The 14,491-nt window shown below is 66.4% G+C and carries 10 protein-coding genes; 4 read left to right on the top strand and 6 right to left on the bottom strand.

Features of this window, described 5'->3' with window-relative positions:
- Window positions 1-116: 116 nt before the first annotated feature.
- The 3 genes from Poly30_RS06800 to Poly30_RS06790 all read left to right on the top strand — a co-directional run bounded on the left by Poly30_RS06800 (window position 117) and on the right by Poly30_RS06790 (window position 5,309).
- Window positions 117-1,778 carry a hypothetical protein gene (locus tag Poly30_RS06800; protein ID WP_145195588.1) on the top strand — a complete coding sequence of 554 codons (1,662 nt, stop codon included), beginning with the start codon at window positions 117-119 and terminating at the stop codon, window positions 1,776-1,778.
- Window positions 1,779-1,833: 55 nt separating this feature from the next.
- Window positions 1,834-2,286 carry a hypothetical protein gene (locus Poly30_RS06795; RefSeq protein ID WP_145195586.1) on the top strand — a complete coding sequence of 151 codons (453 nt, stop codon included), beginning with the start codon at window positions 1,834-1,836 and terminating at the stop codon, window positions 2,284-2,286.
- 68 nt (window positions 2,287-2,354) lie between these two features.
- Window positions 2,355-5,309, top strand: a complete 2,955-nt coding sequence (locus Poly30_RS06790; protein WP_145195584.1) for a carboxypeptidase-like regulatory domain-containing protein — start codon at window positions 2,355-2,357, stop codon at window positions 5,307-5,309.
- 57 nt (window positions 5,310-5,366) lie between these two features.
- Here Poly30_RS06790 and Poly30_RS06785 read toward each other — a convergent pair whose 3' ends face one another.
- Complete coding sequence (locus tag Poly30_RS06785; RefSeq protein ID WP_145195582.1) at window positions 5,367-8,375, bottom strand: sigma-70 family RNA polymerase sigma factor; 3,009 nt, start codon at window positions 8,373-8,375, stop codon at window positions 5,367-5,369.
- Window positions 8,376-8,520: 145 nt separating this feature from the next.
- Between Poly30_RS06785 and Poly30_RS06780 the strand changes: the two genes are divergently transcribed.
- Entirely contained in the window at window positions 8,521-10,029 is a 1,509-nt protein-coding gene (locus Poly30_RS06780) for a hypothetical protein (protein WP_145195580.1), read from the top strand.
- Between the two features lie 60 nt (window positions 10,030-10,089).
- On the opposite strand, the gene Poly30_RS06775 is transcribed toward Poly30_RS06780, so the two are convergent.
- From Poly30_RS06775 to Poly30_RS06755, 5 genes are read right to left on the bottom strand one after another with little or no spacing between them, the layout of a single operon-like run.
- Window positions 10,090-11,157 (bottom strand): type III polyketide synthase, encoded by a 1,068-nt coding sequence (locus Poly30_RS06775; RefSeq protein ID WP_145195578.1) that lies wholly within the window; start codon window positions 11,155-11,157, stop codon window positions 10,090-10,092.
- Window positions 11,154-11,987, bottom strand: coding sequence for an isoprenylcysteine carboxylmethyltransferase family protein (locus Poly30_RS06770; protein WP_145195576.1), 834 nt, complete (start codon window positions 11,985-11,987; stop codon window positions 11,154-11,156). Before Poly30_RS06770 ends, Poly30_RS06775 begins: the two co-directional genes overlap by 4 nt.
- Before the next feature lie 14 nt (window positions 11,988-12,001).
- The gene (gene ubiG / locus Poly30_RS06765) at window positions 12,002-12,718 is read right to left on the bottom strand and encodes a bifunctional 2-polyprenyl-6-hydroxyphenol methylase/3-demethylubiquinol 3-O-methyltransferase UbiG (RefSeq protein WP_145195574.1); all 717 of its coding nucleotides are present in this window, start codon (window positions 12,716-12,718) and stop codon (window positions 12,002-12,004) included.
- Between the two features lies 1 nt (window position 12,719).
- The gene (locus Poly30_RS06760) at window positions 12,720-13,166 is read right to left on the bottom strand and encodes a hypothetical protein (protein ID WP_145195572.1); all 447 of its coding nucleotides are present in this window, start codon (window positions 13,164-13,166) and stop codon (window positions 12,720-12,722) included.
- A 2-nt stretch (window positions 13,167-13,168) separates the two neighbouring features.
- Window positions 13,169-14,404: a YceI family protein gene (locus Poly30_RS06755; RefSeq protein WP_145195570.1), complete on the bottom strand. Its 1,236-nt coding sequence runs from the start codon at window positions 14,402-14,404 to the stop codon at window positions 13,169-13,171.
- Window positions 14,405-14,491 lie beyond the last annotated feature (87 nt).

The following is a 14,491-nucleotide window of genomic DNA, read 5'->3' as shown; positions in this document are numbered from 1 at the left end:
TGCCTCCCGGACGACCGCTCGCGGAAATTTCCGGAAATGCGCAACTTGCGGAGCGGCGGCGGTTATTGTCAGGTGATCGCCCCGCGCTTCCCAGGCCCTTGCCCGAACCTCGCATCATGCTTCCACTCCTCGCTACAGCGACCCTCTACGCGGCCCTCGCAGCCACCAGCCCGGCTCCACTCCAGGCGAATCTCACGGTTTTGCTGACGGAGGGGCAGCCGCTACCCACCGGTCAAGTCGCCACCGAAGTCATCAGCGGCCCCGTCCTTGACCGGAGCGCTGGCGGCTACTTCGTGCTTCTCCGGGCCGACCAAGGGCCGCCGGAGATCTGGCATGATCCGGACGGCGTCGGGCCTCTTCCCCTCGCCTTCTTCCATCAGCCCTCGCCGCCCGCGAACCACACGTTTCTGAGCGCCAGCCTGGACGCCGCTAGCGGTGGGCATGTCGCCTGGAGAATGACGACGAGACGGGTACAGCTCGGCATCGCCATCGACTTCGACTCCGTCTGGGTCGACAGCACACGCGCCTGGCGACCGTCGGACCCCTCGCCCATCGCCGGCTCGAACTGGCTCCCTGGGTACCCCTTCATCGCCGTGACGGCCACGGGCGAGCTACTGCTCCAGTCGCGGGTGTCGAACGGCACCGGCCAGGGGACGCCGATCCTCGCTAACGTCACGACGGGACAAGTGCTCTACCAGCCGGGAGATCCCATCGGCAACACGGGGGAGTCCATTGGCTCCGTCGGTGAGTTCGCGACCAGCCCGAACGGCCTGTCGGTGGTGGTCAGGGTCAGCACTACCATCAACCCCTGCTTCAACGGTACCTCGATCGACTGGTTGCTGCGCGATGGAGAGCCGCTCCGCCTGAATGGCGTCCCGATCCGAACGGGCATGAACCTTCCGGCGAGCGCCGGAGCCGCTGCAGGAAAGCGAGTCGAACGCGTCTCCGTCGGTGCGGTAACCGACGCAGGCGAGACTCTGCTGCCCGTCTACTATGGAAACACCGCGTGCGCCTTCCCGACGGACGCGGCGTATTTTCGAGGGGACCAGTTCCTTACCGCCATGCCCACGTCGAGCACGACGGCCCCCTCCTTTCTGCTGCCCTCCGGACTGTTGGGGTCGAGACAACAAGCAGGTCTCGACATCGAAGGAGTCAGCTGGGTGACGCCCGCCAGCGGCATCGACGTCGATCGCGACGGCGTGCTCGACGTCGGCTGGAGCCTGCACGACCTGCAGGCCAATGGCGGAATGCACATCGGCTATCGCAGTGACGCGGAGTCCCGCATCTACGCTCGGCTCCGAATCCGGCAGGCCGGCTCTCCGCCGGTGACCGCCTTCGTGGCGGTGGAAGACCGGCTCCATGGCGAGACCTATTGCGACGGTACGCCCAACTCCACCGGGCGCGGCGCCAAGCTCACCGCCTTTGGCAGCGAAGCCGCGAACGACAACGACCTCACGCTGCTGACGAACAGCCTGCCGAGCCAGAGCTTCGGCTACGCGCTCGTCTCACGGACGGACGGCATGGTCGTCCAACCCGGCGGCAGCCAGGGAACGCTCTGTCTCGGCGGCGCGATCGGCCGCTTCCTCGGCGCGACGTTCCAGTCGGGAAGCACGGGCTCCTCGATCACGTCGATGAACCTGAACGCGCTGCCCCAGCCGATGGGGACGGCCTCGGCCATGGCGGGAGAGGTCTGGCGCTTCCAGGTGTGGTACCGCGACGCGGTCAATGGCCAGGCGACCTCGAACTTCTCCGCGGCGATCACGGTGACGCTGCAATAGCGCTCCCTTCGCAAGCCCGTGCAGCGGGGGCCCATCCGTGCATACTGTGGCCCGGATGATCTCCTCCTCTCTACGCCCGAACCCCGCCGCCGTGCGAAGTGCGGCGCTCGCGCAGCCCTGGCGCCTTTCGCTCGGGTACGCCCTGCTCCTCGGGGCGCTGGCGTGCGTGGCCCCCGGCTGGGCGGGCGGCGACGTTCGCGCCGCGCTGTTGCCGGGGGTGCCGAGCGCGATCGTGCTCGGCCTTTTCTGGCTCGGCCGAAACATCGAGCGCAGGCGGGTCACCATGGCACTGACCACGACCACGGCGGGATTCCTGGCGCTGACCACCATGAGCAGCCTCGGCGCCGTCGATCGCCTCGAGGGCCCCGGGGGTCTGGCGGTGGCGTTCCAGCTGGCGTGCCTCGCGCTATCCGCGGCCTTCCTGGCGACCACCGCGACGGCCTGGCGTCGCGTGAACGAAGAAGGCGCGGCGGCGGATGCCTTGCTGCGGATGTACGAGGAACTCTGACCTCATCGGCGCGGCGCAATCGCCGTTTCCGTGAAACCCCGCGTAGGGCGACAGGTAGGTTCAGTCCGATGATGCCACCGACCTTCGCCTGCCGCGCCGCCCTGCTCATCGGCCTTCAGCTCGTGCTCCTGACCCTGACACCCATGGCCTTGGCGCAGGAGGACCAGCCCAGGGGGCCAGGCAGCCGCGTGGCGATCGAGACGGAAGCGGCCGAAGCCATTGCGCTCCATCCGAACGAGGTGATCGAGGGGCACGTGATCGTGTCGCCGCCCGTGCCGGCGGACGAAGAGCTCCGCGTCGTCCTCGAAGCCTGGACGGCGCCCGCGGATAGCCGGCCGCTCCCGACGTCCTACTTCGACCTTATGCACCCGGACGCCGTCTTTGAGACGCTGGCGGACGTCCCTGTCGACGCGCGGAGACGATTCACCCTACCGCGCATCGAGGGTGCGCCGGAAGGTACCTGTTTCCGGGTCAGGCTCGAAGGGAGGTACACCTACGCCGAGGACTTGCTGTTCCTCCTCGGCGGCGAGAAGGATCCTGGTGCGGAGATCGAGCTCGGCGCCGAGGTCGGGGCCTGGCTGACGCTTCGCTTCCTCTTGCCGGAAGGCGCCACGGAAGAAGAACGAGCGTCGCTCATCGGACGAAAGGTCACCCTGGTAGCCCAGGAGCGCGGGCGGCACTCGGATTCACTCTTCGAAGATCCAACCCGCTACGAGAGCGCCTTGGACCAGGACCTTGCCGCGACGTTCGGCGGCGTCGCGGACCACGACCTGTTCCTCGTCGAACCCGACGAGAGCCGCGCTCCCTTGGTCGACCTTGCGCCGTTCTTCATGGAGCCACAGCACCGCATTCGCCTGGGCAGGGGCGCGCGCAAGACGGTGGAGCTGCCGCTCACGCGGGGCCTCGAACTCTCCGGGACCGTGGTCGACGGCGATGGGATTCCGCTGGAGGGAGCTCAGGTATCGGTGGAAAGGCCGCCTTCGGACAGGCTGCTCACCGGGCGATGGTTCACGGAGCGCTACCTTTCGACGAAGACCCAGGCTGACGGATCTTTTCTCTTCCGCGCCTTGCCGCCGCATCCGGAAGAGCTCGTCGTCGTCGCAGCGGAGCACCTGGGCCTTCGCATGGACGCGGAAGAGCTGGCGGCGCAAGGCTCCGCATCCCCGCACAAGATCGAGCTGCCGCCGATCCGGCTCAGCCGCGGGAACGTGCTGCACGGACGCGTGGTCTTCGGGGACGGACGCCCCGCGCAGGGGACGGCAGTCCATTTCCAGACGACGGATCCGGGCCCCGGCTGGCCTCCGCGCTCGGCGCTCACGGAGGCGGACGGCACCTTCACGGTGAATGCCTTCAGGGACGCCCCCATTCGCGTCACGGTGGACGGGTGGCGCGAGGGAGACGCCGCGACCCTGACCACGCTTTCGCCGCGGGACAAGAGACGAACGGGCAAGGAGGATTCGACCTGGCCCCGCCTGACGGCGCACGCGGAGGTGCGCGCAGCGGAGACCTCCGTGGAGGAGCCCGTCGTGCTCCGCCTCGCCCCCACGCGACTGCTGCGGGGCCGCATCGTGGATCCCGCTGGCTTGCCCCTGGACGACTGCGTGCTCTACCTCGGTGGAGAATGGCTGGCGGCGAAGGCCTGGGGTTTCGAGGAGAGGACGAGCCCCCTCGGCGCCCAGACCGTCCCCTTCGATGAGGCGACGGGCGCGTTCGAGATCCGTGACTTCCCCGACCTGGACTTCGCCGTCTTCGCCCAGCGCGGCAGGGGAGAGCACCCGCGCTCGTCGAAGCTCCTGAAGCTGAAAGCCTGGGACCTTCCGGACGACGTCGAGCTGACCCTGGACGTGCTGTCTTCGGCCAGCGGTCGCGTGATCGAAGCGGGAGGCGCACCCGTGGCGGGCGCGAGGATTCTGGCAGCGAAGAAAGAACGTTTCCATGCCCGGCCATGGCGCGAAGCGGTCACGGATGAGGCTGGCGCCTTCGATCTACTGGACCTGCCCGAGGGCGAGTACCAGCTGACGGTCGAGCACCCTGAACTGGTGATCCCCGAACCCACCCTGTTCACGGCGCTCGCTCCAGGAGAGGCAGGCTCGCCCCTGGAGATCACCGTGGTCCGCGGTGGCCACGTGCGGGTGGACTACGAACCCGGGCGCGGCGCCGACGGCCAACCTGCGAAACCGTTCCTCACGGATCTCGACTCGAGAGGGGTCGGCGCTGCCACGCAGCAGACCCACCCCGGCTACCGGCAAGTGCTTCTGGGACCTGTCTTGCCCGGACGCTACCTGGCCACGATCGCCTACTACGAAGAATCCTCGCGCACGGAGCGATGGCTCCGGGAAGCGGTCGAGGTTCGCGCGGGTGAGACCACCGAGATCACGCTGGAGAAGAAGAAGGCGGCGGTGCACTCGGTCGAGGGGCGAGCGTTCGATCGAAACGGCGCGCCTCTCACGGGTTACTCGGTGGAGATCTGGCGCGGCCCGTCGAAGCTGGGAGCCACCCGGATCGACGAAACGGGAAGCTTCGAGCTCTCGTTCCAGGGTTCCGAGGCAGCGGAAGCTCGCCTGAAGTTCCCCTATCCGGAGCAGCGGATCGCCGAGCGAACGATCACGCCCCCGAGCCAGCCTGGCGGACCGCCCCTGTCCGTCGACTGGACCGTCGACGCCGGGAGGATCGTGGGAACGATGAGTTCGGACGAGGTCTTCCACCAGTCGCTCGGGACCATGGTCGAAGTCGTTCCGGAGGGAGAGGACCCGGGGGCCCGCGTCCCGGGTCGCTCCATCCAGGTGATGGGCGGCTACACGTCGGGCGACGGGCGCCCTGTCCCGTCACGCTTCGAAATCCGCCACCTCGCCCCGGGCACCTACACGCTCGTCGCGTGGCGACGCGCAGACGAAGACGGCGGAGACCTGTTCAAGCGATCCCAGCCCGCCGCAAAACCGCTGCGCATCAGCCTCGGCGTGGGCGATGTCAGAGAAGACGTCGTGCTAGAAGTGATCCCCCCGCCCAGCACCGAGCCGCGGTGACGCCCCAATGAGCGGCAAGGTTCACCGGGCGATTCAGCGGCGCGAACGAGTTCTTTGCTACCGCTGCAAGGCTTGCCGGGCCTCCTCGAAGGCAGCCTCGTCCCAGATGATGTCAAATCCATGGGATGACGCAGCCGCCTCCAATCGGACGGGGTAAGCGGCGCCATCGTGGCCAATCAAACGCCAATGTTCCATTCTCGATTCGTCGTACGGGCGCTGCAGCAGCCAGTAGGGCCGTAGGCCGATACCAGTGGGCACAGCTAGATTCCAGACCCTGTCTCCAGGCTGCACCGAAAGAAAAGGAAGCCACTCGCGATGCGAGTAGGTCTGCATGATTGCATTGCGAGAGCTAACCTCTTCGTACCCGTACTTGGGCGGCATCCAGCTCGCATCGAATGGATCGGCGCGAAGGCCAAGATGGAGACTCCACCCTTCAGGCAAGGGAGGCACGGGCCGGTCGAGGCGAAGGTCGACCGCGCGGCTCCGCTGCATCGTAACTGTGGCGGTCTTGTCCAGCACGGGCGCGGTGGCCTCGTCGTAACCAAGTGCGATCGCCCTCAGAACGTTCGGGAGAGGTCTGGGCACCAGCGCCTTCATTTGCCCCATCCGGGCTCGCAGTCTCACATCGTCCAGCACGAAAACTGAATCCAGAACCGGATTCCCCTGATGGTCCTCGGCACGGAGTTCAACGTACGCCCATTCGCGTTGGAGATCCCATGGATCAACGTCCGGATGGTTCGATTCGATCGCTGGGTCGGGGACGACACCGTCGAGCTTCATTCCCTCCATTTGACTCAGCGGGAGAGTGACCTCGTCACTCTCCAAGTGAAGTATCGCTGGCGCCACCGGTAGCGCAGGCAGCACAAAAGAACCGTCCTCCGCCATGTGCACCTTGCGGCTATAGCGCAACTGCGCCCGCTCCTTGACATGTGGATCAAAACTTGGACGGATAGAGAAAGACGCCGCATCAATTCCCGTTGGGAATTGGACGCGCCCCCTCAAGTCGCCCCCCTTCCGGACCACGATCTCTACGTCACGATCGCCTGGCCGCACGACGCGGGTCGCGTCGGTTGTCCACTGATTCCGTGAGTCGTCGACGTAGATTCCGAGGTCCAATGATGTGGGCAAGCCGTGTACCAGGAACTCGCCGTCGATATCCGTCATGGCGATCTGACAAGCATGCTCACTCCACCCGGGCTTTGGCTGACCAGGCTGGCCAAGGGCCCAAACACTGACCGACGGGGAGACTCCCTCGACCGGCTGACCGTCAGTGTCGACCACTCGCCCGGTCAGGAGTAAGGGAGTAGGTGACAGCTGGATGTCTCCCACATCCACCTGAGTCTCGATGATGGATGGGAGCTTCGTCCAGGCTCCGAAGTAGAGCTGGCTGCCCGCTCGCCTGTCGAAGACTTGCGCAGTGATGATGCCCTTTGAGCCACGATGCGAAGAGCGAAGACCACCAAGACCGACTTTGAATTGTCCCTTGGCGTCTGCCCTGATTCGCAGCCGGCCGTCCCCTTCCAGATCCACATCCGCAGTGACGCCCGCAAGAGGCTCACCCTCAGGATCGATAAGCCTTCCTACAACGACCGGATGTAGGGCTCCGGCTTCAACCTCAACTTCGGTGGTTTCTCCAGCAGCCGCACCACTGATTTTTTTTGTAGAACCTCGCCGCAGCTCTCCACCACGAACAAGAATCTCCAAGGGAACGCCGGGCGGCACCCCCTGAAGAACGGCCATTTGGCCCCGCAGATAAGCGGACACGCGGGAACCGCTTCGAACCACAGGCTGCCCCGATTCAGGATCGAGTTCCTGGCCGTAAATCCAGCATTCTTCTTCAACCGGGCGTCCGTTCTCGTCAACCAGGCGCACGACCACAGTACCCGTCGACGGCGCACTCAAGACGATTGGGGCAGGAGGAAGATCGCTCAGGTCGATCGGGACCCTATCCATCGACTCTCCGCCAAACATGATCCCGACGAAGAGCCTCTGACTACCGGTCTTCTCCGCCACTGCTTCCAGCCGGCGGAACACCACCTGCCCTTTCCCGTCCGCCTCGCCTTGATGGATGCATCGGCCGAACCGAGGTGCATCGTAGATCCCCACGGCGACTCCCTGGGCAGGTACGCCGCTTTCATCCAGGACCTTGACGACAAGCCTGGGTGGTCGTTCCAGGGACGCGGCGTTGGGGAACACGAGCCGAAACTTGGGCTTCTCCTGCGCGGCAGAGCCTTCTACGTCACTGCCTACTGTCGCCTCGGCTACGTCAGCGGTGAGAGGACGCCGACCGGCCGCCTGCTCGACAGCGACAGGCAGGGGATGCAACTCAACTTCGGCGCTCGCGAGACTTGTGCGCGCCGGACTGCCCAGGGGGGGCACCACGCCTCCGCCCAGCATCCAGACCGAGGACACGGCCAAAAAGATGGCTCCCGCCAGTCCGCACATCTTCGCCCAGGCCCCCAGCCCGCGCAGCCAGGTCCAGAGGCCGACGGCTCCAGCCCCCGCCGTCCTGCCCCCGATCCACTTAGCAGCCGATGCCTGCGCCGCGACCAGAAGCCAGCGCTGTGCATCCCGGCCAGCCTCGCGCTCCGCGCGCTCCCGAAGCTGGATCCTCGCTCGGCGCAATCGCGTTTGGATCGTCGCTTCTGGTACCCCCTCGGCCTCAGCCATGTCTCGAACCGACTGCTGCTCGAACCAACGCTTGAGAACCGCGGAACGATAGGGCTCGGCCAGCTCGTGAACCCAGGCACGCAGGGTCGTTCGATGCTGCTCCGCTTCCCGCTCAAGTCCGTCGTCCTCGACCTCCAGGGGGCGCGCGACGTCTCGCTCACGGTCTTCACGCCGTGTCCTGGCGCGCGTCCGATCATGGACGAGGTTCCGTACAACACGTGCGAGCCAGGGCCGTTCCGGCACTCCCTCGGCCGGCGCTGCTGTCGACGCCTTGACCCATGCTTCCTGCACCACGTCCTGCGCCTCGTCGTGACTGCTGACGAGACGCTCGGCCAGTCGCCGCACCCATTCCAGGTTCTCGAGGACGATGTCGCGCGAAGAGGGTTTCTGATTCATGGCATGGTTTCCCTGAGGGGTTCTCCCAGGCAGAAACGCGCGGCATCTCAACCGCTATTCAGCAATCTCAGGATAAAAAAGTGCGGGCTTCACCGCCTCAGAATCAAGTCGACACGTGGACCAGTTCTGCCCTAGGCTCGGGTCCATGAAGTACGGACGCCTGCCCGCGACGGCCCTCTCAAACTGCCTCCTCGTCGCTCTCTTTTCATCGCCAGCCACCCACCCCCACCCCGGGCCTCAAGGACCTGACCTCATAGCAGCAGCCGAAGACGAAGAGTCTGTCGAGGTCATCGACGAGCTGCATCGGGCCTGCTGGATTCAGCAGGTTTTGCGAGAGAAGCTACTGACCCCGGCGCCCGAGCTAGAAGCGCGCTTCGAAGACGTACTCGCGCAATTCGGCGACGACGGTGGGATGGTGAGGATGATGCGAATGCGCGACGAGGTGGACGGTGTTCTCGACGCTCTCGATCTGGATGGTGGCGGTGCGTACTACTCCTTCGCCACGCGGGAGCATGACTACCAGAAAGAAGCGGCACTCAGCTGCTGCGACGGGTACTTCTCGTCCGGCTTCCATGGTGGCGCCAGGGGCGTCGTGGTCCCGATTGGAGAGCTTGAGATCTCCAGCCTTCCCCTGTCCGTAGAGCCTGTCCCAGCCAGCTGGAGCCCCGACTTGCAGACGTCGTGGATGAGCCTCTGGACCGAACAGGACGCAAGCCACCCGGGCTTCCCCAGGGGCGCAAAGTTCCCCGCAAGAGCCAACCGCCAACGAGATGGGCTCAAGATCGGCCAGTCCTACATCCTTCGCTCGATCCACCTGGACGGCCACGATGATTTGATCGCCTTCCAGCACGTGGCCAGCGATCGATTCGGGGTCACCCTTCTCTGGCGACGACTGAAGGCCTTCGCCCCACCCGCCCGACTTCAGTTCAAGAGCCCCGTGGAACGTCTTGTCCCGGCACCTGACGAAGCGACGCTCGGCGAACTACACGGCATGGGAGCAGAACAGCTCCTTGCCGAACTCAAGCGCACGCGCGACTGGCTAGAACCCGCTTTCTTCTGGGTGCCAGAGGATCACCGTACTGCTTACGAGATTCGCATGGGGCAGGTCACCCCACAGGGTGCCCACGGCATGTGCCGGATCTACCGACGGGGCCTTCTGTCCCCCCTGATCAACCGTCGATATGGCGGTGGTTCTGTCACTTTTGGAGAGTATGAGGAGCCGTTCCTGTGGGAAGAGGACGCACTACTCAGCGCACAGGGACACCTGCAATCCTTGGGCCACGTGGATGTCGCGCTGGATCTCGGCCCCTTGGAAGATGACGAGCTGCAACGAGCCATCCAGGGCATCAATCCCCTGGCGAACGGAGACGAGCACGACGGATGGAACTTCATTCGCTCGCTCCGGCCGACGATTGCTAGAGAGAGAATTCGCCTGAGTCAGGCCGAGAGGCAGCACGCTCTTCACCTGGAGCATCGCCTTGCCGGCGATCTCCGAGTTCGACCTGGTTACTCCTATCTCCTTCGAAAGGCGGGCTCGCGAGTGACCAGAGTCCAGGACGGGACGACCACCGAGACGGTGGATCGCACCACGCTCGTCACGGTCGTGGCCGCGGACGACTACGGTGCCACGCTGGCGTGGCACCGTCTTCCGTGAACCTCTGAACGTCGAACGCAGGGGCTGCCGGATGCGCTACGGCCCCCTCCCGCTACCGGCTCAGCACCACTCGAACAGGAGCAGCTCCGAGCAGAAACCCGGGCCCATGGCCAGCGCCAGGCCGCGCTTGAACTGCCCCGGCGAGCCCGCGTCCAGGTGGGCGCGTAGCACCATCAGCGCCGACGCGCTCGAGAGGTTGCCCAGCTGCGCGAGCGCGTCCCACGAATGCTGGACCTTCGAGTCGTCGAGGCCGAGTCCCTCTTGCATCGCCGACAGGACCTTGGGGCCGCCGGGGTGACAGATCCAGGAGGCCACGTCGTCGCGCTGCATGCCGTGCTTCTCCAGCATGGCGTCGACGCCCGGCGAGAGGCGCTCCTTCGCGACCTCGGGGACCGCGGGGGAGAGGACGATCTGGAAGCCCCCTTCGGAGATCCTCCAGCCCATGATGTTCTCGGTGTCCTTGTAGAAGATCGACCGCGTATCCAGGACCCTGAGGCCCCCTTCGAGGCCCATCCTGCGCGCGCGCTCCTCGCCCACGAGGACCACGGCCGCGGCGCCATCGCCGAAGAGGCCCGAGGAGATCAGGTTCGCGACCGAGTGGTCACCGGGCTGGAACGTGAGGGAACAGAGCTCGACCGACAGGAGCACCGCGACCTGATCCGGATAGGCCTTCACATAGTCGGCCGCCCGGGAGAGACCCGCGACTCCGGCCACGCAGCCGAGGCCGAAGATCGGCGTCCGCTTGACGTCGTCCCGCAGCCCCATCCGGTTCACGAGCCGGGCGTCCAGCGAGGGGCTCGCGAGACCGGTCACCGTGACCGTGAAGATCGCGTCGATGTCCTGGGGCCCGAGGCCCACCTTTTCGAGCCCTTCCAGGATCGCCTTCTCACCGAGGTCCTTCGCGCACTCGATCCAGAAATCATTGCACTCACCGAAGGTGCCGATCTCCCCGTACTTCTCGATGGGCATCACGAGGTGACGCTGCTCGACGCGCGTGTTCTCCAGAAGCTTCGGGAGCCGATCCGTCACGGACTTGCGCGAGCTCCAGATCTGCATCAGGGCGGCGGTGACTTCTTGTTGGCTGGCGACGTGCTCGGGGAGCGCGCGGCCAACGGACGCAATTCTCATGGTCTCTGTGGAGTTCTCGATCGACCTTTCAGTCTGGGAACGAAGTAAGGGATGCGGGATTTGTAGGTGATGAAGGCATCCCCGTACATGGATTGAAAGCGCCGTTCCTTGTGAATCGGCCCGACGAGACAATAAACCGTCCACAGGCCCGCGACGGCGAGGTGATCTGCCGTCCATACGGGCCCGGTCCAGAGCAGTGACGCAAAAGCGAGGTAGATCGGCTGGCGGCAAGCCGCGAAGGTGCCCTGGGTGCGCAGACCCGGGAAGCGCGGCCGCTCTCCTTTCCAGAGCGCCATCCAGCCGAGCGAACCCGTCTGCAGCGTCATGCCCCCATCCTTCAGCGCCTTGACCAGGAAGAGCCAGCAGCCCGCAAAAAGCACCTGCCAGGCGTGGAGAAGCCAGCCCTCCGGACTCCAGGAAGCCTTCCCGATCGGAACCCACGCGCTGAAGGCGAAGAGGATCTGCCAGGAGGCGAGCGTCGTGTAGATCGTGGCTCCAAGCGTTCGCCCGGTCCCGAAGGGCGCGAGCCGCGCCATGAATCGCCGACCGCGAGCGGTGAGCAGCCAGGAGTGAATCAGCGGAAACTGCAGAAGGAGCAGCGCGTTCCAGAGCCAGCGCCACCCGCCTTCGAGGCCGACCTGAAGATGCGGCACGCCCTCCTGGGACATGCCGTGGTAGAGCCCCCATGCCATGGCGGCGACGGCGACCACGAAGCTCCCGTGGTTCACGAGGCCGTAGGTCCCGGCGATCACGCGCCTCGCCAGCGTGCTCAAGGACGGATCCAGCGCCGTGTCGCGGGGTCCGCGCTGCCTCAGGGCGATCTCGGTCATGGCATCGCTCCTTGTCAGGCCTGGGCCTTCTCGTAGAGCGCCGTGTAAGCAAACCCGCGAGGCGCGCGCCGCATGTGGATGGTCCACGTGCGCACGGTCTTCACGAGCGACGGCGCTTCCCACACGAGGTGCGTGCGCGTCATACCCGCCTCGCGCGCGGCGTCATCGACCTCGGCCGGTCGCACGAACATCGCGGGGTCGTGGGTCCCCTTCGGAACGAGCCCCAGCCCTTCCGCGACGGTGACGACGAGCAGCCCCGCGCCCGGCCTGCGATCGAAGGTGTTCAGTAACAGCGTCCCGCCGGGCCGGAGCAGCCGGCCTGCCTCGATCACGGCCGCCTTCGGATCCTCCACGTGCTCCAGCACGTCACTGAGCAGCACGAGGTCCGCCCAGCCGTCTCGAACGGGCGAGGAGGTCAGGTCACCTCGCACGAACTGGGCCGCGTGCCCGCGCCGCCCCGCCTCCCGCGCTGCGCTCCCGAGGCTCGGACCCGAGAGGTCCACGCCGACGACGTCCGCCCCGCGATCCGCCAGCGCCATGGAGAACAGTCCCCCACCGCAGCCGAGATCGACGACGCGCGCCCCCGACGGTTCACTGGCCCAGCGCTCGAGGAGCAGCTCCAGATGGAACTCCTTGACGCTGCGCAGCGACCGGAAGAACCGATCCGATCCATCCCACCAGGCGTCGGCCTCGCGGTCGTAGATCTCCAGGTCGTTCTGTGCCTGCGCCATCTCAGTGCGTCGCGACGCGAACGAACGTGACCGTGCCCTCGGCACCCGTCATGCGGAGCGCACCGTCGGCCGCTTCCAGCACAGCGGGCTCGTTGCCGTCCAGCGCGACCTCGCTGCCCTCGAGTTCCCAGGTGCCCGAGAGCGTCTCGAAGCGCGGCGGGGTCTCGCTGAAGAGCGCGGCGCCCGTGTAGCTACCGCTCGGCTCGAACGAGTAGAAGAGCTTCGAGAGCGCAGCGGCCGCGGGTCCCTTGATGTCGATGGAGCCGTAGAGCCCGCTCAGATCCTCGGCGACGGCGGGCCGCCATTCACGCTCGACCTCGGTCTCCACGACGCGCGCGGACTCGTCGAGCACGCTGGGCGCGATGCAGCTTCCGAGGGACGTGAGGAGACCAACGGCCGCCAGATGATGCAGCCCGAAGCCGCGCTTTCTCTCGAGTGGAACGCCCATGATCAGTTCCCGGTCGTGGCCGGAACGTCGGAAGCGCGCGCACGCAGCGCAATCCAAAGCCTGATGTCGTCCTCGACGCTGATCATGCCGAGCTTGCTCGGCGGCTTCACCTCGAAGTCCGACATGACGAGGGTCGTCTCCCCCTCCAGCACGAGCCTGCGGCTCTCGTCGATCGTGCCCGTCACGGTCATGACCACCGGCTTCTCGATCCCGTGGATCGTCATCTTGCCGGAGACCTTGCCCGTCACCTTCTGCTCCGCTGCGTTCACCGTGTCGGCCTGGAACGATGTCGGGACGAAGTCGATCGTCGGGTAGACGTCGGCCTCCATCAAGTCGTGCATGGCCTCGTCCCGCCCGGCCAGCGCCGTGTCGAGCGACTTCGACTCCACCTTGAGCTCGCCCTCGATCCCCGACCCGGGCTGCGCGAGGTTCACGTCGAACTGGCCGCTGATGGACTGGCTGACGCCGCTGAAGTCGTGGAGCGTGCTCTTCGCGTCGAAGCCGACGCGCGAGAGGTTCCCGAGCACGGTGAAGCGCTGGCGCTTGTCGAAGGTGAAGTCGTCGGACGGAAGCTTGAAGGAGAGGAAGCCGCCCTTCTTCCTGGCGGCAGGAGCGGCCGTATCCGTCGACCCGAGCAAGGCCTGCGCGGCCGCCTCGGCCTGCGCCGTCGCCTCCTCCACTGCCTGTTCCCGGGCGAGACTCAGCGCTGCCTGGGCCTCCGCGGCTTCGATCTTCGCCTGTGCCTCCTTCGCCAGCCTCCCGGCCTCGGCCTCCGCGAACTCCTCCGCGAGCCGCGACCGCTCCGCCGCGTCCGCCGACGTCGTCAGCACGCGCTCCATCAGCTGCTCGACGCGCGCGAGGCGCTCCGTGATCGGCCCCAGGTCCTGGGCCGCCATGGCCGCCGCGGGCAGCGCGGCCGCGCTGGACTCGGCACGAACCAGCGCGACCTCCGCACGCAGGGCCTCCAGCGCCTGCGCCTGCTCGTCGCTCCGACCCTCCATGCCCTGGGCCATCAGCCCCATGTTCTCGGAGAGCGCGCTGGCGAGGCCCCGCAGGTCCGACTGCAGCGTCGAAACCTGGTCCGACAGCAGCGCGACCGGATCCAGCGCGCCGGGCTCGGCCTTGCCTTCCGCCAGCGTCACCTGCACATGGTCCTTGGTGGCGACCCAGGCGGCGATGCCGCCCGCGGTCCAGGCGAAGAGCGCGAACGCGCCCACGATTTTCAGAAGCTTGCTCATATCGATTCGTTCGGAGAGACGTCGGGAGCGATGCGAGGATCGCTGCTGCCGCGCCGCGCTATCACTTGCAAACGCCGCGCCAACCAC

This window comes from Saltatorellus ferox, from assembly GCA_007751475.1.
In the GTDB taxonomy this organism is placed as follows: Bacteria; Planctomycetota; UBA1135; order UBA1135.
Note: the sequence above shows the minus strand (reverse complement) of the source record. Positions and strands in the feature narration are given on the sequence as shown.

Coding starts and splice junctions, on each gene's coding strand:
- Poly30_RS06800 (WP_145195588.1), top strand. CDS start 117: ATGCTTCCACTCCTCGCTACAGCGACCCTCTACGCGGCCCTCGCAGCC.
- Poly30_RS06795 (WP_145195586.1), top strand. CDS start 1,834: ATGATCTCCTCCTCTCTACGCCCGAACCCCGCCGCCGTGCGAAGTGCG.
- Poly30_RS06790 (WP_145195584.1), top strand. CDS start 2,355: ATGATGCCACCGACCTTCGCCTGCCGCGCCGCCCTGCTCATCGGCCTT.
- Poly30_RS06785 (WP_145195582.1), bottom strand. CDS start 8,375: ATGAATCAGAAACCCTCTTCGCGCGACATCGTCCTCGAGAACCTGGAA.
- Poly30_RS06780 (WP_145195580.1), top strand. CDS start 8,521: ATGAAGTACGGACGCCTGCCCGCGACGGCCCTCTCAAACTGCCTCCTC.
- Poly30_RS06775 (WP_145195578.1), bottom strand. CDS start 11,157: ATGAGAATTGCGTCCGTTGGCCGCGCGCTCCCCGAGCACGTCGCCAGC.
- Poly30_RS06770 (WP_145195576.1), bottom strand. CDS start 11,987: ATGACCGAGATCGCCCTGAGGCAGCGCGGACCCCGCGACACGGCGCTG.
- ubiG (WP_145195574.1), bottom strand. CDS start 12,718: ATGGCGCAGGCACAGAACGACCTGGAGATCTACGACCGCGAGGCCGAC.
- Poly30_RS06760 (WP_145195572.1), bottom strand. CDS start 13,166: ATGGGCGTTCCACTCGAGAGAAAGCGCGGCTTCGGGCTGCATCATCTG.
- Poly30_RS06755 (WP_145195570.1), bottom strand. CDS start 14,404: ATGAGCAAGCTTCTGAAAATCGTGGGCGCGTTCGCGCTCTTCGCCTGG.